The following is a 24,272-nucleotide window of genomic DNA, read 5'->3' as shown; positions in this document are numbered from 1 at the left end:
AGCGACCAACAAACTCGTGCCCGAAGGCATTGAAGGACAGGTCCCTTACAAAGGGTCTCTCTCGGGTTTTATCTATCAACTCATAGGTGGTCTTCGCGCGGGTATGGGCTATTGTGGCACGCGCACCCTCAACGAATTGCGCAACAATGGACGTTTTGTGCGCATCACCTCTGCCGGCATCCGGGAAAGCCATGTTCACGACATCGCCATTACCAAAGAAGCGCCCAACTATCGGCTCGACTCGACATATTAATATCAAATACCATGCCAGATCGCCCCAACATTCTCGTCCTCATGACCGACCAGCAGCGTGCAGATGCCATGAACTGCGCTGGAAATACAACAATCCGCACGCCCAACCTTGACGCACTCGCCAATTCGGGTGTACGCTTTACACAGGCCGTCACGCCCACCCCCGTCTGCGTTGCCGCACGCATGAGTTTTATCACCGGTCACAGAATGTCCCGGCACCACTGGACAGACAACAGTGCGCTACCTGGTCCCTTACCCGAACTTCCCACCATCATGACGCTTCTTCTACGCGCCGGGTACTGGACACAGGGCATTGGGAAAATGCACTTTCACGGTCGGCACTACGGCTTCCGAAATCTCCTCACAATGGAAGAAGGCATCGATCATTGGGTCAATGACGACTACCTCCGCTATCTGCGAAAGAATAGCGTTCGCACCCGATATCCCAAAGGCATCCGCGATCTGCTCTTCTTCCAGCCCCAAACCTGTGGCATACCCGTTGAACATCACAAAAACACCTGGGTCGCCGACCAGTCCATTGACTTTCTCCGCGAACACACGCGCTATCGCACCAATCAACCCTTTTTCCTGTGGAGTTCCTGGATATCACCGCATCCGCCCTTTGCGCCCTGTGAACCGTACGACGACATGTACGACCCCGACGACATGGAACTTCCGCCCTTTGCCGACCGCCCTATCGAAACCCTGCCCCCCAATTTTTACGGCAGCCGCGGACGTCTGGACGGTGCCCATCGCGACCCCGACCGCCTGCGCCGCCTGCGCGCCCTTTACTATGGCCTCATCTCCCATGTTGACGACGGCATCGGTCGCATTTTGAATGAACTCGAAACCCTCGGTCTATCCGATAACACCGTCGTCCTCTTTGTCTCAGACCACGGTGAAATGATGGGCGAACACGGCCTCTCGCAAAAAAATTGCCCCTATGAATCCTCCGTCCGCATTCCATATCTCCTCCGCTGGCCCGGCAAAACGCGAGCAGGGCAACAACGCGATGACCTCGTCAGCCTGCTCGACTTCTTTCCCACCCTCATAGAAGAACTCGACCTCCAGTACCCAGAAGAACACGGCCCGTTACCAGGAGCGAATCTCCTCGGCACAACAGGTGAGGGCCTGACGAAGCCCCGAGAATCCGCGATTATAGACTATGGCAAAGGCAAAGGACGCTGGATTTCAGCGCGCAACCAGAAACACAAATACGCCTTTTTTGCCCGCGGCGGAATCGAAGAACTCTACCATCTTGAAAACGATCCACACGAACAGCACAACCTCATCGCCGAAAACCCCGCATTGGCGTCAAAATTTCGCGATCAAATCACCGTCTGGGAACGACAATATGGCCTGAGTAATTCGCTTGACGGCGACAGGTTGCGCTCGTATCCCGGTCCTGCCCGCATACCCACAGAAGAAGAATGCCGCACGGTCATCCTCAACGACGGCCCCTGGCCCAAGCGCTTGCCCGAAGATGAAAAAGACAGCATCGAAACCTTTGCCGAAGCATTTACCCGCGCCATCAGCAAAGAAACCACCTTATCGCCCGACAAATTGAGCATCGAAAAATATAAAGAACAAGTACTCAAACGCGGTCCCCGAGATATCGCCGCAGAATCGCTCGAAGGCACGCCCTGGGAAGACGCATGGCACAACGCATAAGCACTGAAAAAAACCATTCATATTAGATAGTCCGATTAATCCCATGCCAGACTACACCACTTTTGAAAACTGCTTAAAAAATATCGCGCACCCCGACATTGCCCATCGCATCATTGGCCATGTTCACGGTTATGCTTTTCATTGCCTCACAATTGGCAAACCCGCGCCATCAAAACCGAATATTCTCCTCTCGGCAGGTGTACACGGCGATGAACCCGCGGGCGTCGAAGCCATCCTTCAATTTTTCGAACGCGATATCGTAGATATAATCCAGCGCTTTCACATCATCGTTCTACCCTGTGTCAACCCTTCTGGATACGTCAACAACCAGCGAGAAAATATCCAGGGTGAAGACATCAATCGCGCTTTCAAAAACGAAGTTCCCGAATCCATCCTTGTCAAACAGCAGATTGCGGGATATCGTTTTGACGTCTTTCTCGACATGCACGAAGATTACGACGCAACAGGTACTTATTTTTACGAAGGCAAAAGCGATAGCGCGTGGTTGGCCCCAGCCATCGCACAACAGGCAAAAAAAATTGGCCCCCTGGATGCGGATACCGGTGAAACCGATATCCCACTCGCAGAGGGCGTCTTGCAAGTCGATCCCGCCTGGGGTGAAAGCGGTTTTACCTCTTATGTCTATATCCATCATGCCGACCACGTCATGATCACTGAAACATCATCCAACTGGCCTATGGATAGGCGAGCTAAAGTACACCTGCTCGCCCTTGACATGATCCTCGATCACTATTCGCCGTCACCCAAAAGGAGAACCACGTGAATAACCCAGCATTCGAACCCATTGAAGATGTCCCCGGCCTTCCCCGCGTACTGATCATTGGGGACTCCATCTCCATTGGCTATACCGTCCCCGTACGCGAATTACTCAAAGGCAAAGCCAATCTCCACCGCCCGCTCACCAACTGCGGACCGACAAAGCGCGGCATCGAAGAAATCGAAAACTGGCTCGGTGACGGTTCCTGGGATGTCATCCACTTCAACTGGGGCTTACACGACATCGTCTATATGACAGAAAGCGGAGAACGCGTCGATCCACCGCAGGGCCAACACCATGTACCTGCCGACCAATACGAACAAAACCTCGACACCCTGGTCAAACGCCTCGCACAAACCGGAGCCAAACTCATCTGGTGCGCCACCACACCGGTTCCCGAAGGCACGTCCATCCGCAAACCCGGCGACGAAATTGAATACAACGCCATCGCGCAAAAAGTCATGGCTGCACACGGCATTCCCACACATGACCTCTATACCTATGCTATGGAACGCCTTGACGATATACAACTCCCCGCCAACGTGCATTTTTCAAAAGAAGGCTCTGCCGTGCTGGCCGAATCTGTTGCGCGACATATATTGGATATATTGGATTGAGAATTTTTTTCAGGAGTTTTACATGTCTTATCGCATTGGAATTGTCGGTGCTGGCGGTATCTCGCGCGCTCATGGTCGGGCTGCTGCACAATCTGACCGCGCAGAAATCGTCGCAGTCTGCGATGTCTTGCCCGAAGCAGTTGAGAGATATCGCGGCGAATTTGACGTCCGAAAAGGTTATACCGATCTCGACCTGATGCTCGACAATGAAAACCTCGACATCGCCATCATCTGCACATGGGGCTGCTTTCACGCCAGCCTGAGCAATCGCATTGCAATATCTCAAAAAGTTCGTGCCATCCTCTGTGAAAAACCCATCACACAAACCGCTGCAGAATGCCGAGAAATGGTCGCCTGCGCCAAAGCCAATAATATCCTCCTCGCCGAAGCCTTTAAATTTCGCCATCACCCCGTACATCTAAAAGCCAAAGAAATTCTCGACAGTGGAAAAATCGGACCTCTGAGCAATATTCGCAGCACCTTTTGCACGGGCGTTTCAGACGACCGCCGAAAACCCGAACTCAACTGGCGTTTCAACAAAGAAAAAGGCGGAGGCGCAGTCTATGACCTGGGGTGTTACAACACCCATCACGCCCGCTTCATAGCCAACGCCGACCCCATCCGCGTCTATGCCACGGGAGAATTTGGTCGAGAAGTGGATGAAACAATTATCGCCATCTACGAATTTCCCAACCACGTCACCGCACAACTCACATTCAGCTTCAAAATGGCCTCCTCACAATATTTTGAAATCTCAGGCACCCATGGCATGTTGCGAACAGAACGCGCCTGGAACAACGAAAACCAGCCCACGACCCTTGAGGTCCGCACCCGCGATGGCGTTGAAACCCATGAATTTGAACCCGTCTTTCAATTCCTGAACCAGCTCCATCATCTATGCGATTGCCTCGATACCGGGCAAGCCCACCGCATCCCGCCCGAAAACAGCATTGGCAACATGAAAACCATGGACGCCATCTACGAGTCCATAAAAACACAACAACCCGTTGACATTTCCTGAAATCATGAAACTGCACTATCTCCAGCATGTACCTTTTGAAGGACTCGGCAGCATTGCATCCTGGGCAAAAGCGCGCCGCGCTCAAATCTCGCGCACGCGCCTCTTTGCCGGAGAGCCATTGCCATCAGCCGATGAAATGGATCTATTAATCGTCCTGGGGGGACCCATGGGCGTCTATGACGAACGCGACTGCCCCTGGCTCATACGAGAGAAGGAATTTTTGAAACAGGCAATAAATACCGGTACCCGAATACTGGGCGTCTGCCTGGGTGCCCAACTCATTGCCGACGCATTCGGAGCCAAAGTCTATCCAAATAACCACAAAGAAATCGGCTGGTTTCCCATTGAGGGCGTGCAAACACCTGAAAAAATCGGGCTGTTATTCGCACGAGCCGGCAAAGTTTTTCACTGGCATGGCGACACATTTGATCTCCCCGCTGGCGCAACACACCTCGCCAAAAGCCGTTCCTGTAAGCATCAGGCATTCTCGGTAGGCGATCAGATCTTCGCATTGCAATTCCATCTGGAAACAACGCCCAACGCAGCCCGGGCATTGATCGATAACTGTGGGCACGAAATCGTCGATGCACCCTACATTCAGCCCGCCCGCGAAATACTGACAGACCAACGCGAATTTGAACGCATCAATATCCTCATGGCAGAATGCCTCGACCTGCTGATACCCAATAAAAAAAGCGACCACTAAGGCCGCTTTCTCCATAGACCAACTTGCTCACTCGCCTCACTGAGATTCCGTAATCCTCGGCACAACTCGAAACGCGATCTCCCTCGGGAAAAAGAATCCCCGTATCCGTCCGAGAATCCGCCACTCATTCAAATCCACCACCGTAAGCCCCGGTCCTCCAGCCTGTCGCACAAGCGTTGCAACATAAGCTCGAGAGCCATCGGGAGAAACCCCGAGTATCGTCGAATCATTCCCCAATCGCAATGTGCGAACAATTAAATTGCGCTCCACATCAATTTCCAACAACACACCCACTGCGCTTACGTATAATAATTTTTTATCGGGCGAAAACTCTGCGCCAAACGCCCCCCCCTGATCAATCTGGAGCGCACCCACCACCTGATTGGTATTGAGATCCAAAACAGAAATCACACCGCGACTCCAATTTGTCACATAAGCGCGCGTGCCATCCTGCGTAATTGAGATCTCTAACGGAATATCACCGATAGCTATCCTCGCCGTAACCGTCATGGTTGCCAGATCCACAACGACCACATTTCGATCGGTTTGATTTGCCACATACAACTTTGTGCCATCGGGCGAGAGCGCGACGTCAATTGGTCGATCTCCCACCAGGACAGAATCTATGGTAACGCCATTCACCACATCCACCACGCGAACCAGATCCTGTATTTGATCGGCCACATAAGCCCGCGTCTGATCGGGACTCAGCACCGCTTTACCCCGCGATTCAACAGGCACGCTAAACTCTACCTGATGGCGGGTATCCATCTTGTAAAACCCAAACACTTCCGCCACATAAATCGACTGCTGATCCGCAGACACTATCACCCCACCCGGACCGCGATAGGGCAGATAATCGAGTATCAGATGTGAATCGGAATCCAGTGCTATAACCGAACTATCATCTACATCCGCCACATAAATAATATATCGATCTCCGCTCGGTTCATCAGATGTTTGCGCTTGACCATAAGAAGAACTAAATGCCAAAAAATCGTTAAAATTCGTGACCCCGTCCTCATCCAAGTCCGTGCGAGGGTCATAGCTCTCATCCTCGGGATCCGCATTAAAATTATTGACAAGGTGCAAAAAATCGGTAAACGTCACCTCGCCATCGCCATCAAAATCCGATGCCATAGGACCGTTAGCCACCCAAAACACCTTCGTTTCAGCCCGCAGTTCCTCTCCATTCAAGACCATAAGCATACACAGCACAGCGCAAAAGCGTAAATTCATCGGGATACGTCCTTTCTCAGTCGTCGGCAAAGCGGCCAGTCCCAACCACTCAACCCAACCAGCCCCTGTCCCCTTTGTGGCTTAGTGTCTTTGTGTGAGTAATTTACCACTCCCTATCTCGTTGTCTCTCAAAAATGGACAACAGTTCATAAAGCATAACCCCTGTAGCTACAGACACATTTAGAGACACTTTTGTTCCCAACATTGGAATATGCACAACGCCGTCGCACAAACACAGTGTCTCGGGACGCACGCCCATCACCTCATGGCCCAAAATCACAGCCACCGGCCAGCGATAGCAAAAATTTCGAAAATCGACACTATCTGGCGTTTGCTCTAATGCAACCACCTGCACACCTTGTGAGCGCAAACCGCCAATTACCTCTTCTGTATCCCGTTCATAATGCCAGGGCACGGCCTCTTCTGCGCCCAACGCCACGCGGCTGATCTCCTTGCGCGGGGGACACCCCGTAAACCCCGTCAAATAAACCCCCGATGCATTGATCCCGTCTGCCGAGCGAAAAATTGCGCCCACATTAAACAGTGAACGAACATTTTCCACAACGGCATAAATGGGATATCCATCGGGTTTAGAAAGCAAATTCATCAGATACAAAAACGCAAGAAGTAAAAACGCTCTCGCGTCTTACTTCTCGCGTCTCACCTCTCTACTCGGTTAGTTCAAACCAGAAACTCACCCATCTTGAAATTCTTCTAATCTATATATCCCGCTTCAGCAGGTGATTCCTGAGATTTTGCGGAACCATTAAAACGGCTACGCACGCGTTGAACGGCTTCTCCCAGGCGCGAGCGTGTATTCCGCCCCGCTTCCGTTCCCAAAAACAATCCCAGAATAGCGAGTCCGCCAAGAGCAAGACCAACAACGAGCCCTACCCAGAAAAAATCGCGATGCACTTCTTGTCGTCGCCACATAACACACTCCTTGGAAATATCTCCCGATTATTTAACTTACAAAACTTAAAATGCCCGTCTAATTTCAACCATACACGACGCGAAGTCAAGCGGAAATAGGCATTCAGCAACAGGCGAACTGGCTAAAACAATTTATAGCATAAAAAAAAATAATTCCTATTTTAAGATATATGCCCAACAAATGGACACAAAAACTCGACCGTGCCATTGACGCTCAACGCAAAAAAATTGTACGCGTCCGCCGCGATCTGCACATGTATCCAGAACCCAGCGGTCGAGAAGTGGAAACCACGCGCTATCTCGTCAAATTATTACAACAGACCGGATGCCATGTACAGACGGGTCCCAGAGGTTGTGGCGTTATAGCCGACAATACATTGGAAAAAACGCGTATAGGCATGCGAGCCGATATCGACGCACTTCGCATACAAGATGCCAAAAACGTGCCCTATCGCAGCCGCGTACCAGGCGTAATGCACGCCTGTGGACACGATGGTCATACAGCCACCGTGCTCGGCGCTGTTCTGGGCCTTCTGGAATGCGACCAGATATTGCCGTGGCCTGTACACTGGCGCGCCATCTTTCAACCAGCTGAAGAAACCAACCGGGGTGCCAAAGACATGATCGCCTTTGGTGCCCTCAAAAACGTCTGCGGTCTGCTCAGCCTTCACCTCGATCCCTCGCGTCCAGCAGGCACCGTGGGCACGCGCAAGGGCGTACTCACAGCCAATTGTGCCGAAATAGAAATTTGCATCCAGGGCCGGGGCGGCCATGCCGCTCGCCCCCGGGAAACGCGAGACCCCATCGTCGCTGCCGCTCAGGTCATCACTGCGCTCTATCAATCATTGCCTCGCAATGTAGATACCTACGACCCGATAGTCATATCAATTGGGCATATCTCTGCAGGCGAAAATCCCAACGTCATACCTGGCCAGGCTCTGCTTCGCGGCACCCTGCGCACCCTCAGTGGCAGTTCTCAAGCCCAGGCCATGGACCACATCCTCAAAATTGCCAATGGCATAGCCAATCTCACCGACACGCAAATTGATGTTCGTTTTCTCACCGGTCCCTCATCGGTCAATAACGACCCCATGCTCACCAAACTGATCCGCCAAAATGCCATCGATCTATTGGGTCAAACACACGTACAGACCATTGCCAAACCGAGCATGGGGGGAGAAGACTTTGCCAATTATCTCGACCATGTGCCCGGCAGCTTGTTTCGCCTGGGATGCATGCCCGCCCGGGGAAGTGCTCCGCCCTTACATGCACCCGACTTCGACATCGATGAACGCGCCCTGATCATAGGCGCCAAAATACTCGCGCGCAGCGTCGTCAACTATTTCGATCCATCGCGAAAAAAGAATGGAGATAGCCATGACCCGACTTGAATTTAACCCCAGCACTCAACCCACCCTCGGCGTGGAAATAGAACTGGCTCTGGTCGATGCCGACACCATGGCTTTATGCAGCAAAAATGCCGCGATCCTCAACCGCATACCCGGCGAATATGCCGATAAAATCAAGCCCGAATTGATGCAGTGCTATGTCGAAATCAACACCGATATATGTGAAAGTGTCAGCCATGTAGAAGCCGACCTCAAGCCCAAACTCCAGACGCTATCCAGCGTAGCGGCCGCCGAGAATGTCCAGCTCTACTGGTCGGGCACACACCCATTTTCCACCTGGCGCGAACAAAAAATCACACCCAATGACCGATACATGGGCCTCGTCAACCTTCTCCAGGACACCGCCCGACAACTGGTCACATTTGGCCTCCACGTACACGTGGGCGTCAACAGCGGCGACAAAGCCATAATGATCTGCGACCGAATACTGCGCTATTTGCCCGTCTTGCTGGCGCTTTCTTGCAACAGCCCATTCTGGGAGGGGCGAGTCACGGGCTTGCACTCGTGGCGATCAAAAGTAATGGAGGGCCTCCCCACTGCTGGGCTGCCCCCCTTAATGCGCAACTGGAGCGAATACGTCTGGTTGATCAACCACCTCATCGACACAGGCTATATCGAATCCATCCGCGAAATCTGGTGGGACGTGCGCCCCCACCACGCATTTGGCACCGTTGAAGTCCGCATTTGCGACATTCCCGGCACTCTCCAAGACACATTGGGATTGGTCGCACTCATACAGTGTTTAATTTGCAACCTGTCCGACGAAATCGACCGGGGAATCTATCAACACGACAGCCACCCCATGCTCATCCGTCAAAACAAATGGCACGCCTCGCGATACGGCATCGCCGCACAACTGGTCGATTCCACCTCTCACGACCTCAAATCCGTCCCCCAAATAACCGGGGAACTCGTCGAAAAGCTGCTCCCCATGGCCGAACAGCTCAATTGCGTATCCTATCTCAAACACGTCCTCGACATGGCTCACCAACCCACCTGGGCGCAACGACAGATGGACCTCCTCGCCCTCACTGGTGACCCCGCCGAAGTCGTCCGCCGCCTGATTAACGACTCGTCACATTAAAACCCTCAGTAATCCATCTCGTCCCGATCCCAGCAGCCAAAACAAACCACCTCAATAGCGTCTTCAGACACACTGCGAAAATCACCGTATTCACGGCACTTCGGTGCCCTCGCCGAGAATAGCAAGGTATTGATCATAGCCGAAAAGTCGATTTCGCTTTTTGTTTGTCAATTCGCGCGCCACGCCGAGTTTTTCGAGTATCTGCATCCCAGCGGTAGCCGCAGGAAACGAAAGTTCCGCGCGATTGGCAAGCTCTTGCAGTGATGCTATCGGGCGTTCCTGCAATACCTTGTGAACGCGCAATGCCGAACCCGCCGCACGGCCTGTCTGTTGTAATCTCGCCTGATCTTCCTGGAACAGGGATAACAATCGCTGCGCGGTCTGAACAGCCCCCTCTGCGGTCTGAGTCACGCCCTCGAGAAAGAACAATAGCCACGCTTCCCAGTCGCCGTTTTGCCGCACATCATTCAGGAGCACGTAATAATCCTCTCGATATTGTTTGAAATAGAGGCTCAAATACAGTAATGGCTCGCGCAGTACCCCGTCGTTATACAACATGAACGTGATCAGCAGGCGACCGGCCCTTCCATTGCCGTCGAGAAAAGGGTGGATAGTCTCGAATTGGACATGAGCGAGTCCTGCCCGCAGGAGCGCTGACACCCCTGAGTCCTGTGTATGGATAAAACGCTCCAAATCCGACATACAATCGGGAACGGCGTGTGCTGGCGGGGGTACGAAGCGCGCGGTTCCGGGACGACTACCGCCTATCCAGTTTTGCGAACGCCGAAACTCACCCGGTGCTTTGTCGCTGCCGCGTCCCCGTGAGAGTAACTCGGCATGGATTTCGCGGATAAGACGATTGCAAAGCGGGAATCCTTCGCGCATCCGGTGTAATCCGTGCTCCAGTGCCGCCACATAATTTGAGACCTCAATGACATCGTCAAGTGGCGTGCCTGGTAACTCTTTTAACTCGGACAATAAAAAATCCGATAGCGAAGACTGAGTACCCTCAATTTGAGAGGACAGCACTGCTTCCTTGCGGATATAGGTATAAAGAAAAAGGTGGGTGTCGGGCAGCAATACGGCAAGACTATCCAAACGCCCCAGTGCCAGCAACGCCTTCTCCAGAGGGTTTTGTAGAACCGCCAAATCCAGCGCGGGCCTGGGCGGCAGGCGAGCGGGCACAAAGGCGCGTACTGTCTCACCAACAATGGTCGTAGTTTCGTATCGTCCGGTCTCGCCGCGTTTCATAGAGAATCCTTGTTAAGCATAACTTAATAAGCCGCACACTTATTAAAACTTATGCATAAAATTTAAATTAGACCATATAAAAACGCAAGAAACGAGTGCCCAGAAACCTGTAGAGTGCCCCTGTGCTTTAGCCTGTTCCCCTCCTTGTTTTCAAATTTAAAAAGAAAAATAACGTTTATTAGCGTTTATACCGGTATTCGCTAATAACACAACAAGAACAGGTGAATAAGAAAAGCATCATCTTTAGACAAATGTACATCCATTCGTGTGGTCCCGCCTCTCTATTACGGCTTCTTCTTAAGCTAATTGCCAACAGACTGCAGAAACTTCACAACTTCTGCGGCTTCCTTGCCTCCCTTTTTAGCATGGATCATCAGCGCAATTCCATGTGGTCCCTTTTCATTTACAACCGCTGGATTGTCGTTCACCACCGCCTGTACGATTTCGAGCTTACCCAGCATGGCCGCCGCAAACAAATCGATACGCGCGCCCTTATTCAGCAAAAACTCGGCAATGTCCTTGCGACCCATGTGTGCTGCCGCGCCCAGTCCTGTTTCCCAGTCACCGCCTCCCCAGTCCCAGGAAGAATTGACGAGTGCCGGTTCTTTCTCAAGCAGCTTTTTTACACTGTCGAAGTCGCCGTGGGCATCTTGGACAAATTGGTTGACGAGTGCCGGATCAATAGCAGAATTATTCTGTGACATGTTTTCCTTCCCCTCTTGTCGCGGTGTAGTAAAATATTTTGACGATCTGAAAATTCGACAAATTGTAATAACATTTAACTGCGGATGCAACGAGAATGAAGAAGAATTTCAGAGCGTGCTGATTTCTGTCTTAAGAATAGACCTCGCACCTCGCCTTTATTGCAACTTCCACAAGCTCACATTTCCATTCACCGCACGCAATTGCACCAGTGTATCGCCACCGGAACCCAGAGTACCAGAAAGCCTATTTTGACGGCTACCCGTGGGACGCGAAATGTCAAAAGCAGATTGCGCTTGACCATTTACTGTACTCGCATCCAATTTTCCCGAAAAATCAGTCGGTAATGTCACATCAATTGAACCATTGGTCGTAGCGGCTGAGATAGGTGCAACACCACTATGCACAACCACGGCGACCCTCCCATTTGTGGTCTCAAATTGCGCCACATCGCGCAACTGAATCACAGATGCCCGAATATTCCCATTTGATGTCTTGATTTCAAGATACCCGGGATTGCCCCGAAATTGCACATTGCCATTTGTCGTTTTCACCTGCGTAACTGCTTCCACATCTCGAATCTCGATATTGCCATTTGATGTCCTGAGATTTATATCCAACCGAGCCGGGCACAAAATATCGTAACTCACTTCCACCTGAACATCTCTGGGAAAACGCGGATGCTCTTTGTAAACATGGACTGCGCTTCCCCTTCTTTTGACAAATACCTGTACATCTCGAGCATAGTCCTCTGCCTCTGACAGATTCAGTGCTCTGACAACCTTTCGAATCTGAACGCGCACAACACCATCGGTCGTTCCGGCCACGTCAATATTACCATTACTCGTCTGTGCAACAACTCGTTCAGCCCCAATTCCATCCACTATCCGCGTCAGATTTTCAGTATATCGCTCTCTGGAAGACAGCGTAGGGTTGGTATCGCTTATATCAATATCGATATGACACCCCGTTACCGTTATAAGAAGCATTACAAAAAGAGCCAAAACGCGACCAAACATTGCAATTCTCCCTCCATCCGTGCTATAATCTAAAAAGCCCGGCGAAACCTTACCCAAACCCGCCAATCAACCGGATCATTCGCGTCCAGTGGCCGGGCAAAAAATACGCGCAAATTATCTGTCTTTAATCCAAATCCCACGCTCGTTACAACCCGTGTTCCAACAAGCTCCTCATCTGGAAACCACGCCTTACCCGCATCAAAAAATACACCGATGCCAACATCATCTAAAGGCCAGTCATCCCTAAAATGAGCTTCGCCATCAACCCAATAAATCGCATTAAACAACACCATGCGATCTCCCTCATAAGCATTCAATCCATAACCTCTAAGCGAAGAAGGACCGCCGAGGCGATAGAGAAATTGGATGGGCACATATCCCCGTCCAGTACCTGCGCGAACGCGCAAATTTAATTGGGTCCCACGCCCCGCATACTGATAGCGGCGCACATCCAGGATATAGCGTTCAAAATCAAAATCGCCTCCCAAAATACCACCTGCTTTCTCTGCCTGTGCCATTAAACGCCACCCCTGTCGAGACCGTCGGCTCGCACGACTATCTAACTGTAGTGTACCCATTACACTGCGCATTTGCCCGGCCTCAATCTCGGGATTGGGTCGAAAATTCATTCGACTGCCCCATCGATCGCCAAATAGATTCCATGAAACGCTATTGGGCATCGACTCAAAAACATCTACACCCACCTGTCCTCGAACCTCTACCATGCGGTCAAAATCCCGAAAAATATAAGTACTGGCCCCCTCCCGACGATAATAGTCTCTAAAATCGCGCCGCAACAAAAAGGCAAAAATCGAATTTTCTATTTCATCAATACGCCAATTATCTTGCGTATTTGTCAACCCGTGCAATTCAAAACCCAGCGCAACCATGTTGTCCTTTGAGGCACCAGAAAAAGTAAAAAACTCTGCACCAGCCTGATAATCCCATTGATTACTCCCAAATCCATAACCCACTTCGCCATAGTGCGCCACCCCGCGCGAAGTGCGATATTTCAATGGCAAGCGCCAGCCAATAAAAACGCCATCCACGCGATTGTAACGCACCAAAAAATCTTCGTGATCAACGCGCCAAATATTCGAAAATGGAGCAATACGCGCCTTCCATGTCCTCAGGCGGTGGTGTGCTATCAGGGAGACAGGCGGTTTATATCCAGGCAATAAACGAGCAATGCGACCAAACGCCTCCACCTCTAATTCCCGACCAACATCTCCCATTTTATCAATTTGAACAACACCTACCACATTGACCAGCATCAAAGTGCCAGCCCTGCGATCATGGACCATTGCAAACAGACCAATAATATCATCCGCTTCCTTCTGTAAATATACCGACACGCGCTCGCGTTTCTTCCGTGATTGAACGGTTATCTCCCAACCCATCGCATCTAAATATCGCGCAATTTTATCCACACGCATTGCAATCTCATCAACCGGCAGAACATGCACGCGCACCAGCTTCAGATCTGATAAGGCCTCACCAACTTTTTCATTTTTACTCCTGACCTTTTCAGCGACCTGCTTCAACATCAACTGTCCAATAGACACATCCGCAGTGACATCCTGGGCCTCAAACACATCCAGTGATTCAACCTCCACATAACCCAAATGACTGGTGATATCTTCTTGTGCATTCGCAATTCCAAAAATGAAAAAACAAATGACAATCGCGCACAAAATCATTCGGCACATGTTCCCCTCCGATCAGAATAACAACAAACCCAACCCCACGTTGTACTCCATCCCACTATAATCCGTTTGCCCATCCAAAGGCACAGCAAAAGGCTCGACAAACCGGTTATAGCCTATGCGTCCACCCAAAACAAAAAACTTCATAAACGGCACATCCAGTCCACCACCCCAATACAATCCATTCACTTCATCGACATTCTCATCCAATACTTTACCCGTGTACCGACCAACGCCTCCTTCGGCATAAGGGCGCAGAGGTGAACGCCACATATTCAAAGGCATATAAATACGCAGACTGACCAGTTCCGATGACACGCCTGTTTTTGTATCATCAGCAAACGAAAATCTCGAACGAGAATAATTGATCGAAACATGTTCTGTGGGCCAGAATCCAAAAATCCAGGCTCTGCTATCATCTCCCAGTTGCCAGGCACCCCTGCTGCGTTCAAGACGCCATCTGCCGGATAGCTTGTGTGGATAGCGATGTCGGACAGATCTTCCGGTTTCAGGCTTTTCTCCCCGGCTCGTGGTTTTCTCGCGTACTTGAGATCGAAAATGCCGATCCTCAAGCAAAAACCGCTCCCCCTTTTTTAACGCGACCTTTGAATGCAACAATTGCGTTCGCTGTTCAAAATGGATGTCATAAACCTCGGGTTCTAATCCCAACTCGAGCGTTTGCCCGGCGGACTTGTCCAACTCTGCCACCAGTTGCTCCTGCGAATTGCGCACAAAAAATCGACCATTCAACTCATCCGACAGAATCAAACTCGCCGATGTCTCTCGCACATCGGTCATCACCACATCGCCCGTACCCGTCATCTTAATATCATAAGCCGGATGCTGTGCTCCTCCCTGCGTTTTTTCCGTTCGCTTCAGCGTATTGCGAAATGCAAACGCATACGCTTCGCTGAGTGTCACCTTGCCATCACCAGTCACATCTGCTGCACCCCGCAAGCCCGACACCAGATAATGCGTGAAAAACGATCCGCGAATGCGATCCGATTCTTGTGCAGCCTCATCTTCTGAACTCGAAGTCAAAAACGCATACCCCCGCATATCCGACGACGTATCGACCATAAAAGCTTTTTGCCTTTGCCCGCCTTTCAGGCGCGTAATAGCACCCGAAGCACACGCATCGAGCACAGTAATATGCACATCCGCCTGAACGCTATTCATTGCATCGCGCAAAGCGCGATAAGTCAACCGACCTTCTCCCAACAGCAACCCATTTTCATCTGCATGCCCCGAATAATACAGGACAACTTCGATGCGGCTCGACGATTGGGATGCTTTTATAACGCGGGTTTGCAAATCCATCAAAACCCGTTTAAAATTTTCCAAACTCGGCTCGGCCAATAAAAATCGATCCTCAGATTTAACCCCACCCATCATCTCTAAAACACGAGCAAAATGTTTTGCATCCGATACGGCATAACGCAAAGGCGTGCGTTTCGCCCCACCAAAATTTGCGCCAGCCGCCAACACAAAACGCCGCACAACTTGCGTTGCCTCAATTCCCTGAGCACATAATAGCAGTCCAATCCCCAACAACATTATCCATTGACGCAACATCACTCGACTCCCTTGTAAAGCGTAATGGCAAATTGCTCAAACTCTCTTCCCACCTGCAATGAATCGGGACCGCCCTTTGCCGCTTGTGTCACATCGCGCACGTCAAAAGACGTATCTGCTGTCAAAAAATAAAACCTTTCCCACTCTGGGGCATCATCCAGTTCGTAAGAATAATCCAGAGGCACGGGATCGCCCTGTATCAAACGCACGGCTCGTGTCCCCGATGCAGGCAAATGTCGCGTCACAGTACTGCGCCCATCCACAGACACAATCGCCCCGAAAGGCTTGCCTGCTGCGCGATAAAAAATCTGAATCAAATCACCCGCATAAGCCACACTGCTATCCGCCAATTGTTCAACCTCAGACGCCCTTTTTCGATACAATAACAAATCCGGCTTTACGCCTTTTAGGCGAATGCCATCCATCCCTTTCCGATCCCAGGTCGGCGGCGCTTCAGGCCCAGGCAAATAGATCGAAAAAACAACGGCGAGCAACACCACTGCGGCCAATGCAAAACGCGGATTGAACCGCAATATACTCGACGGCCCTCGCCTCTCTGACCGACGCGCAACCTGCCGCGCCATCCAATCAGTCGGATAGGATGCGTGAATTTCCCGATCTGACTCCTCCAATGCCTCCAGGCGCGCGCTCAAATTCGGATCCTCGTCCAGCGCCCGTTGAACAGCTCTCATTTCTTCTTCCGGCAGTTCATTCAGCCGAAAACGCTCCAGCTTCCAATCACCGCGTCGTCTCCTCATAGCTCCTCCAACTCCTCCAGCGATTCTCGCAACCCCCGCAACCGCTTTCGCACCCCGGACACCGACATCCCCACCTCTCGAGCGACTTCCGCCAATGTGAAACCATCCACAAAATGCAAAACCGCAATTGTTCGCGTCGAATCTCTGTGCCGGGCAAAAAGCCTATCGAGCATCGCCCGAGCATCCAACCGCGCTTCCAGATCTTCTATCCCCGCAATATGCACCAACACTTCATCGCCCGGCAGATCGAGCCGCTGATCGCGAATGCGATTTAAACACACATTGGTCGCAATGCGATACAGCAAACTCGACGGATAGGTCGCCTTCAGACGATCCCGGCGTTGCAATACCCGCACAAAAACATCTTGCATGGCATCCATGGCGCGATCTTCATCCCGCAACAACCGCCGACAGCGACGCAACACCATAGGACCGTATCTTTGATATAACAATTCGACATTCATAAACAACCCATCGCTTTATCTTTTAACACATCACACAGGCCAAAATGTTACTTTTTTTGAGCAGACACAAGATCGGGATAAATTTAAACGCCTGCCTGAAAAGGAAAATTTGGTTGCTTATTTTCTCTATCCTTTATAGATTATCTGTTCTGTCTAACAACCCCCGTCCCTCAAAAACAATTCCACAGGTTACAAACTATGAGCACCCCCGAAACAACACGCGAAACCACTGGCGATGCACCATCTCAAGCCCCTTCAGATGACGCGCCCACTGTTGAAGAACTCGACAAAAAATACGCTGAAGACACACCTGATACCGAATTTGCCGCACTGCTCGAAGAAAGCGACAAGCAGAGTTATCGCGAGGTCTCTACTGGCGATAAAGTCACCGGAACCATCCGCGAAATCGGCGACGCCACAGCATTTATCGACTTTGGCGGACGCAGTGAAGGATCAATAGACATTCAAGAACTGCGCGACGAATCGGGCGAATTGAAATACAAGACTGGCGATACCATCGAAACCTTTGTCGCCAGCACCGATGGCGAAATACGCCTGGCATTTTCGCTGCGCGTTTCCAGCCGTCAACTCCTGCGTCAAGCACATCAAAACGACATGCCCATCGCTGGTAAAGTCACCGGCTTCAATACCGGAGGCCTCGTGGTGAATATCGGTGGCCTTCGCGCATTTTGCCCCATGTCGCAAATCGACATGGGATATTGCGACGACCCGGCTTCGTATGCGGGCCAAACCCACAACTTCAAAATTGTTGAACTGCGGGGACGCAACAATGTGGTTGTTTCACGCCGCGCTTATCTGGAAGAAGAAAACCGCAAAAAAGCCGACGAGATGCGCCAAAAACTCTCAGAAGGTGAGGAAAGAACGGGAACCATTACACGCATAGAACGCTTCGGCTCTTTTGTTGACTTAGGGGGTGTTGAGGGCCTGGTACACGTCTCGGAAATCAGCCACACCCGCGTAGATAACCCGCGCAGTGTCCTGAAAAAAGGCGAAGAAGTGCGCGTCAAAATAATCGGCCTCAAAAATCTGGGCAAAAAAAATGAGCGCATCTCGCTCTCCATCAAAGCACTGGAAAAAGATCCCTGGGACGCGGTAGCAGAGCGCTATCAATCGGGCAGCATCATCACCGGCAAAGTCGTTTCAATCCAAAATTTCGGTGCCTTTGTCGAAGTTGAACCCGGTATTGAGGGACTGATCCACATCTCGCAGTTCGTTTCGGGAAAACGCATCTCAAACCCCAGCGAAGTCGTTTCGGTCGGTCAGGAAGTCAAAACCTTGATCCGCGAAATCGATTTGAACAAAAAACGCATTTCACTCTCGATGCGCGCCGTTGAAGAACAAGATAGGCAAACGGCCGAAATTGAGGACATGGCCGCATTTAAGTCCAAACAAACGCAAGAGTCTCAAAGCGATAATGCCATGGCCGACGCCCTTCGCCGTGCGGGACTCGCCTGAGAGGCTGTTAAAATTCAGCGGTCAGTTTTGTACCATCACGTCTCGTTAGGTGATCAAAAACTGACCGTTTATTTTTTCTGTTAAAATGTCTAAAAACACCGACAACAACGCGCTCCTGAAGGATGTCCAATTTCAAACCCTGCGCGGGTCTGGCCCCGGCGGACAACATCGCAACAAAGTTGAAACCGCCGTACGCGCGACCCACATACCCACGGGTATAACAGTCATCGCCACAGAACACCGCTCACAACACCGCAACAAACAACTCGCCCTCGAGCGTTTGCAAAACCGCCTGAACGAACGCAACAAAAAGCGCAAACCGCGCATAAAAACCCGCCCCAACCGATCTTCGATCGAGAAACGCCTCGAACAAAAACGCCAGCGTGCAGAACAAAAACGCCAGCGACAACGCGTGGTCAACAGTTAGCCCCCAAAGTGATCATACCCCAACGGCTCCAATAGCACGCGCTTTCCATCCTCATCTTCTATCATCACACCACCATCGCCAGCCACAATCTCGCCAATGCGACAAATCGGATACTGTTTTGCCAGTGCTTCGACCTTATGGACCTGTGTGTGAGACACGGAAAATAGCAACTCGAAATCTTCTCCTCCAGTGAGAGCAAGATCCAATTTTTCTTTACCGCGTACTTCACAAAATTTTATAAACGCCCGCGACATGGGAATCGTCGCTGCCCGAATCACAGCCGCCACACCACTTTGCCGGCAAACATGGCTCAAATCCGAAGCCAATCCATCCGACACATCAATCATCGCTGTCACCGCACCTGTCTCCGCCAATGCCTGCCCCAAATCCAACCGCGGCTCGGGTCTATAATGCCTTTGTAACAACGCGGTTCGCACCTTGCCCGGCAGATCGACATCGCCCAATACCACCTCCAGGCCACCCGCAGCATCGCCCAACGTCCCCGATACATAGACCGCATCACCCACCTGTGCGCCAGACCGATAACACACCTGATCTCGCGCCATCTCACCCGTAAGCGTCAAACTCAGAACCAGCGCACCAGACGTGCGCGTTGTATCACCCCCTACAACAGCCACATCAAACCGATCTGCACAGGCAAAAAGCCCGTTGTAAATTCGCTCCACATAACCCACATCACAATCACCCGACGCACTAACCGCCACAACCGCATCCATCGGTATTCCACCCATAGCAGCCACATCGGACAAACTCGCAGCCAGTAATTTGTACCCCACACCTTCTGGCGGTGCCTGCGGCACAAAGTGTATGCCCTCAACCATCGCATCAACCGTCACCAATCGCACGCGCTCCTGCCCGGTAGCCATAACAGCGCAATCATCTCCAATCCCACACAGAACCCGACTGCGCTGTGCGTGCGCGGCAATGCGATCAATAAAACCGAACTCCCCTATATCCTTAAACCGATCCATCTCACGCCTTCCTTCTCGCCCATGCCACAACATCGCGATACGCCACATCGCCTCCAAAAATATCCAGTGCACTGCCAATAGTCAGATCTACCCGCCCCTGGCCCAGCGCATTGACGCGGTGCAAATCCGATAGCCCTCGCACCCCACCTGCATAAGTTACCGGCACGGGTGACCACTTGCCCAATATTTCCACCAGAGGTTCTTCTACACCTGCGCGTTTGCCCTCTACATCAACCCCGTGTACCAAAAACTCAGCACAATAATCGGCCAACGCACTCAAAGTCTCCTCGCCCACTGTCACATCCGTAAATCTTTGCCAGCGATCCGTTACAACCACATAATCATCACCGCGCTTTCGACAACTCAAATCCAGAACCAGACGCTCTCTACCCACAGCCTGTATCATCTCATCCAATCGCCTCATATCAATTTGCCCATCGCGAAAAACATAAGACGTCACAATCACATGGCTTGCACCTGCGTGCAAAAAATTTTCCGCATTGTGCGGCGTGATACCCCCGCCCATGTGCAACCCTCCGGGAAATGCCTCCAGAGCCTCCAACGCCGCCGCTTCATTGCCCGGCCCAAGTGCAATTACATGGCCGCCCCAAAATCCGTCCTCGCGATACAGCCGTGCATAATCCGCAGGAGAGCGTTCGGTCTCAAAATTCGTCACCGTGTGCTGGGCATCCCCATCGCGCAACGTGCCCCCCACGATTTGTACAACCCGACCATCTTTCAAATCAATACACGGTCTGAATTTCATGTGATCTACCACCTGTTTATTTTAATAATGGGGTTGCTAACATAGCATATATTATTTTATTTTTGTATCAACAGCAACCTCAATCATCCCAGGAGAATCCATGCAAGATCCCCGACTTGAAAAACTCGCCGATGTCTTAATTCGCCATTCCACAAAATTACAAGCGGGCGAAACCGTCCTCATCCAGGGCTACGACATGCCCGAAGACATGATCATTGCACTCATTCGCAAAGTGCGCGAAGTTGGCGGTATTCCCCTAATATCCATAAAAAATAACCGCATCCAACGCGAACTCATCCATGCAGGCGATATCGCCACCATGCAACAAGCAGGCGATTATGAAGCCTTCCGAATGAAGCGCGTACAGGCCTATATCGGTCTGCGCGGCAGCCGCAACATCTCAGAATTATCAGACGTATCCAGCACTGCGATGGATATATACGAAAAACACTGGCTCAAACCCGTGCATTTTGCCATCCGCGTACCGCACACCAAATGGGTGGTCTTGCGATGGCCCACGCCTTCTATGGCGCAACAGGCGCAACAAAGTACTGAAGCTTTTGAAGATTTTTATTTCGACGTCTGCACGCTCGACTATGGCAAAATGGCCGAAGCGGTTACACCCCTTAAAAAACGCATGGAACAAACTGACCGCGTGCGCATCACAGGAGTCGATACCGATCTATCCTTTAGCATCAAAAACATACCGGTCAGACCCTGTACGGGACTTCGCAACATCCCCGATGGCGAGTGTTTCACCGCACCGGTTAAATACTCCGTAAACGGTCACATCCATTTCAACGTCCCCACCATCTATCGCGGTACGACATTTTCAGATATCAAACTGACCTTTCAAGCGGGCAAAATCATCGACGCGACCTCGAATAATACTGCCAAACTCAACGATATTCTCAACACCGATAAAGGCGCGCGTTATATCGGTGAATTTGCCATCGCATTCAACCCCTACATCACATCGCCTATGCTCGATATTCTCTTCGACGAAAAAATATCGGGATCATTCCACTTTACACCCGGAAACGCCTATCCCGATGACGCCGACAACGGCAACCGCTCTGCCGTACACTGGGACATGGTCTTTATCCAAACCCCCGAATACGGCGGTGGAGAGATCTACTTCGACGACGAATGCATACGCAAAGACGGGCGTTTTGTCGTAGAGGACCTCAAAGGGCTAAACCCCGAAAACCTCAAATAAAATAGCGTTCACCACTACCCATGACAAAAATCGAACACCCCATGCAAACCCTGACCCTCTCCATCAAAGGCATGAGTTGCGCTGCATGTGTGGCACGGGTTGAAGATGCCCTCAAAACCATTTCCGGCGTCGCAGATGCCCAGGTCAACTTTGCCACCCATCAGGCCACGGTCCACCACAAAGCCGTCCTTATAGACACACTCGTGAATACCGTCTCCAATGCCGGTTACGAAGCCTCCCCTCACATTTCCGAAGACGCCGAACAAATCGAACGCACAATCGAATATCGCAAATTGCGTTACCTATTCACAGTCGCCGCGATCCTCTCCGCACTCATCATGACAACTGGCATGACCCGCACTCTGTGGGGCGCAAACATCCCCTCCCATCACATTCACATATTGCTCTTTGCATTGGCCACACCGGTACAATTCTTCTGTGGTTGGCGCTTTCTCAAAGGGGCATGGGCTGCACTGCGCCATCGCACAGCCGACATGAACAGCCTGATAGCTGCGGGAACCCTCGCTGCTTACTTTTACAGCACCGCGGTAACCTTTGCCCCACTCGGCACGCAGAACATCCAGACCTACTTCGACACCTCTGCCATGATCATTACACTCGTCCTGCTCGGTCGTCTGCTCGAAACGCGCGCCAGGGGCCAAACATCCTCCGCCATCCGAAAACTCCTCGACCTGCGCCCCAAAACCGCCCATGTCGTTCGCAACGGTGGGGATGTTGAAACACCCATTGAACACATCCAGGTCGGCGATTGCATTCGCGTTCGGCCCGGTGAAAACATCCCGGTTGATGGCCTCATACAAAACGGGCAATCCACAATTGACGAATCCATGCTCACGGGCGAATCCCTACCCGTTGACAAACAACAAGGCGACAAAGTCACAGGCGGCACGCGCAACACAACCGGCAGTTTTATCTTCCAGGCAACACAGATCGGCGCCGATACAGTCTTGTCTCAAATCATTGACCTCGTGCGCCAGGCACAGGGATCCAGAGCACCCATACAAAACCTCGCCGACCGCGTCGCTCGCATCTTTGTCCCAATAATCTTCGCCATCGCCCTGCTGACCTGTGCCCTGTGGTGGATTTTGGGATCTGGGATCGAAACCGCCCTCATCAACGCCGTGGTCGTCCTCATCATCGCCTGCCCCTGTGCGATGGGATTGGCTACCCCCACTGCCATCGCGGTCGGCACAGGCCGGGGAGCGCAACTCGGCATCCTCATAAAAGGAGGCGATGTGCTCGAAAATGCACACCGCCTCAATGCCATTGTCCTGGACAAAACAGGCACGCTAACAGAGGGCAAACCCACTGTCACCGATATTATCCCCGCAGAAAATTATCACCGCGATCACATACTCAAACTCGCAGCCTCTGCAGAAAAAGGATCGGAACACCCCCTCGGCGAAGCCATTGTTCGCGCCGCACAAGAAGCCAACCTCTCCCTGCATTCAACCACAGATTTTGAAGCCATACCCGGCGTTGGCATTGCCGCTACAATTGACGGACAACGCGTCGCAATCGGCACCCCACGCGCCATATCTGACCGCGCAAAATATCCAGTTGAAAAACTCGAAGCCGAGGGCAAAACCGCCGTATTCGTCACCATTAATGACCAACCCGCGGGTCTCATCGCCATTTCAGACAATTTGAAAGCCGACGCCGCGCAAGCAGTTCGTGACCTCCAGCATCTGAGCCTTGAAGTCTCCCTCGTGACAGGCGACAATGCGCGCACGGCCAAAGCCATTGGGCAACAGCTCAGCATCGATCAGGTCTTTGCCGAAGTTCTGCCCCAGGACAAAGCTCACAAAATCGCGCAACTCCAGAAAAAAGATATAAACGTGGGCATGGTTGGCGACGGCATAAACGACGCACCCGCACTCGCCCAAGCCAACGTCGGCATCGCCCTGAGTTCGGGCACGGACATTGCCATAGAAAGTGCGGGCATGATCCTCATGTCGGGCAACCTGTCGGCCATAGCCACATCTATTCGGCTATCGCGGCAGACCATGCGCGTCATTCGCCAAAATCTCTTCTGGGCATTTGCCTACAACACCCTGCTCATTCCCGTTGCGGCGCTGGGCTTGCTCAATCCTCTGGGCGGTCCCATGCTCGCCGCAGCTGCTATGGCCCTCTCTTCTGTCTCCGTTGTCACCAATGCCCTGCGCTTAAAGCGATTTTGCCCGTAA

The 24,272-nt window shown here is 51.7% G+C and carries 24 protein-coding genes; 12 read left to right on the top strand and 12 right to left on the bottom strand.

The features are described 5' to 3' along the window. The 6 genes from OXH16_08575 to OXH16_08550 all read left to right on the top strand — a co-directional run. A partial coding sequence (locus OXH16_08575; protein MCY3681440.1) for an IMP dehydrogenase occupies positions 1-253 on the top strand: 253 nt, incomplete at its 5' end. Between the two features lie 11 nt (positions 254-264). Continuing rightward, entirely contained in the window at positions 265-1,923 is a 1,659-nt protein-coding gene (locus OXH16_08570; GenBank protein ID MCY3681439.1) for a sulfatase-like hydrolase/transferase, read from the top strand. A 43-nt stretch (positions 1,924-1,966) separates the two neighbouring features. Beyond that, entirely contained in the window at positions 1,967-2,707 is a 741-nt protein-coding gene (locus tag OXH16_08565) for a M14 family metallocarboxypeptidase (protein MCY3681438.1), read from the top strand. Further along, positions 2,704-3,318: an SGNH/GDSL hydrolase family protein gene (locus OXH16_08560; GenBank protein ID MCY3681437.1), complete on the top strand. Its 615-nt coding sequence runs from the start codon at positions 2,704-2,706 to the stop codon at positions 3,316-3,318. The genes OXH16_08565 and OXH16_08560 overlap by 4 nt, the downstream gene beginning before the upstream one ends. 22 nt (positions 3,319-3,340) lie before the next feature. Further along, entirely contained in the window at positions 3,341-4,339 is a 999-nt protein-coding gene (locus OXH16_08555) for a Gfo/Idh/MocA family oxidoreductase (protein ID MCY3681436.1), read from the top strand. 4 nt (positions 4,340-4,343) lie between these two features. After that, positions 4,344-5,045 (top strand): type 1 glutamine amidotransferase, encoded by a 702-nt coding sequence (locus tag OXH16_08550; protein MCY3681435.1) that lies wholly within the window; start codon positions 4,344-4,346, stop codon positions 5,043-5,045. Between the two features lie 36 nt (positions 5,046-5,081). On the opposite strand, the gene OXH16_08545 is transcribed toward OXH16_08550, so the two are convergent. The 3 genes from OXH16_08545 to OXH16_08535 all read right to left on the bottom strand — a co-directional run bounded on the left by OXH16_08545 (position 5,082) and on the right by OXH16_08535 (position 7,217). Next, positions 5,082-6,284, bottom strand: coding sequence for a dockerin type I domain-containing protein (locus tag OXH16_08545; GenBank protein ID MCY3681434.1), 1,203 nt, complete (start codon positions 6,282-6,284; stop codon positions 5,082-5,084). 103 nt (positions 6,285-6,387) lie between these two features. Beyond that, a complete protein-coding gene (locus OXH16_08540) occupies positions 6,388-6,891 on the bottom strand; it encodes an RNA methyltransferase (GenBank protein ID MCY3681433.1) in 504 nt (167 codons plus the stop codon). A gap of 107 nt (positions 6,892-6,998) precedes the next feature. Further along, complete coding sequence (locus OXH16_08535; GenBank protein MCY3681432.1) at positions 6,999-7,217, bottom strand: YtxH domain-containing protein; 219 nt, start codon at positions 7,215-7,217, stop codon at positions 6,999-7,001. Between the two features lie 170 nt (positions 7,218-7,387). On the opposite strand from OXH16_08535, the gene OXH16_08530 reads away from it, so the two are divergent. Beyond that, entirely contained in the window at positions 7,388-8,608 is a 1,221-nt protein-coding gene (locus tag OXH16_08530; protein ID MCY3681431.1) for an amidohydrolase, read from the top strand. After that, positions 8,595-9,710, top strand: coding sequence for a YbdK family carboxylate-amine ligase (locus OXH16_08525; protein ID MCY3681430.1), 1,116 nt, complete (start codon positions 8,595-8,597; stop codon positions 9,708-9,710). The genes OXH16_08530 and OXH16_08525 overlap by 14 nt, the downstream gene beginning before the upstream one ends. A 90-nt stretch (positions 9,711-9,800) precedes the next feature. Here OXH16_08525 and OXH16_08520 read toward each other — a convergent pair whose 3' ends face one another. The 7 genes from OXH16_08520 to OXH16_08490 all read right to left on the bottom strand — a co-directional run bounded on the left by OXH16_08520 (position 9,801) and on the right by OXH16_08490 (position 17,191). Beyond that, positions 9,801-10,961, bottom strand: a complete 1,161-nt coding sequence (locus OXH16_08520) for a Fic family protein (GenBank protein ID MCY3681429.1) — start codon at positions 10,959-10,961, stop codon at positions 9,801-9,803. A gap of 302 nt (positions 10,962-11,263) precedes the next feature. After that, positions 11,264-11,665, bottom strand: a complete 402-nt coding sequence (locus tag OXH16_08515) for an ankyrin repeat domain-containing protein (protein MCY3681428.1) — start codon at positions 11,663-11,665, stop codon at positions 11,264-11,266. A gap of 156 nt (positions 11,666-11,821) precedes the next feature. Continuing rightward, entirely contained in the window at positions 11,822-12,682 is an 861-nt protein-coding gene (locus OXH16_08510; GenBank protein ID MCY3681427.1) for a DUF4097 family beta strand repeat-containing protein, read from the bottom strand. Positions 12,683-12,711: 29 nt separating this feature from the next. After that, positions 12,712-14,391, bottom strand: a complete 1,680-nt coding sequence (locus tag OXH16_08505) for a BamA/TamA family outer membrane protein (GenBank protein MCY3681426.1) — start codon at positions 14,389-14,391, stop codon at positions 12,712-12,714. Between the two features lie 12 nt (positions 14,392-14,403). Beyond that, on the bottom strand, positions 14,404-15,963 hold the full coding sequence (locus OXH16_08500; protein MCY3681425.1) for a caspase family protein: 1,560 nt from the start codon (positions 15,961-15,963) through the stop codon (positions 14,404-14,406). After that, positions 15,963-16,721, bottom strand: coding sequence for an ActD-like protein (locus OXH16_08495; protein MCY3681424.1), 759 nt, complete (start codon positions 16,719-16,721; stop codon positions 15,963-15,965). Before OXH16_08495 ends, OXH16_08500 begins: the two co-directional genes overlap by 1 nt. Next, positions 16,718-17,191, bottom strand: coding sequence for a sigma-70 family RNA polymerase sigma factor (locus OXH16_08490; GenBank protein MCY3681423.1), 474 nt, complete (start codon positions 17,189-17,191; stop codon positions 16,718-16,720). Before OXH16_08490 ends, OXH16_08495 begins: the two co-directional genes overlap by 4 nt. Positions 17,192-17,383: 192 nt before the next feature. On the opposite strand from OXH16_08490, the gene rpsA reads away from it, so the two are divergent. Further along, complete coding sequence (gene rpsA / locus OXH16_08485; protein MCY3681422.1) at positions 17,384-18,661, top strand: 30S ribosomal protein S1; 1,278 nt, start codon at positions 17,384-17,386, stop codon at positions 18,659-18,661. Positions 18,662-18,746: 85 nt separating this feature from the next. Continuing rightward, a complete protein-coding gene (locus OXH16_08480; GenBank protein ID MCY3681421.1) occupies positions 18,747-19,088 on the top strand; it encodes a peptide chain release factor-like protein in 342 nt (113 codons plus the stop codon). Here the strand turns inward: OXH16_08480 and thiL are convergent. Both thiL and hisA read right to left on the bottom strand, forming a co-directional pair. Continuing rightward, entirely contained in the window at positions 19,085-20,080 is a 996-nt protein-coding gene (gene thiL, locus OXH16_08475) for a thiamine-phosphate kinase (GenBank protein ID MCY3681420.1), read from the bottom strand. The genes OXH16_08480 and thiL overlap by 4 nt on opposite strands. Position 20,081: 1 nt before the next feature. Then, complete coding sequence (gene hisA / locus OXH16_08470; protein ID MCY3681419.1) at positions 20,082-20,846, bottom strand: phosphoribosylformimino-5-aminoimidazole carboxamide ribotide isomerase; 765 nt, start codon at positions 20,844-20,846, stop codon at positions 20,082-20,084. A 100-nt stretch (positions 20,847-20,946) separates the two neighbouring features. Here hisA and OXH16_08465 point away from each other — a divergent pair, with 100 nt between their 5' ends. Together OXH16_08465 and OXH16_08460 are read left to right on the top strand one after the other, a co-directional pair. Then, a complete protein-coding gene (locus OXH16_08465) occupies positions 20,947-22,065 on the top strand; it encodes an aminopeptidase (GenBank protein ID MCY3681418.1) in 1,119 nt (372 codons plus the stop codon). A 20-nt stretch (positions 22,066-22,085) separates the two neighbouring features. Continuing rightward, entirely contained in the window at positions 22,086-24,272 is a 2,187-nt protein-coding gene (locus OXH16_08460) for a heavy metal translocating P-type ATPase (protein MCY3681417.1), read from the top strand.

The sequence above is a fragment of the Gemmatimonadota bacterium genome (assembly GCA_026705765.1).
In the GTDB taxonomy this organism is placed as follows: Bacteria; Latescibacterota; UBA2968; order UBA2968; family UBA2968; genus VXRD01.
Note: the sequence above shows the minus strand (reverse complement) of the source record. Positions and strands in the feature narration are given on the sequence as shown.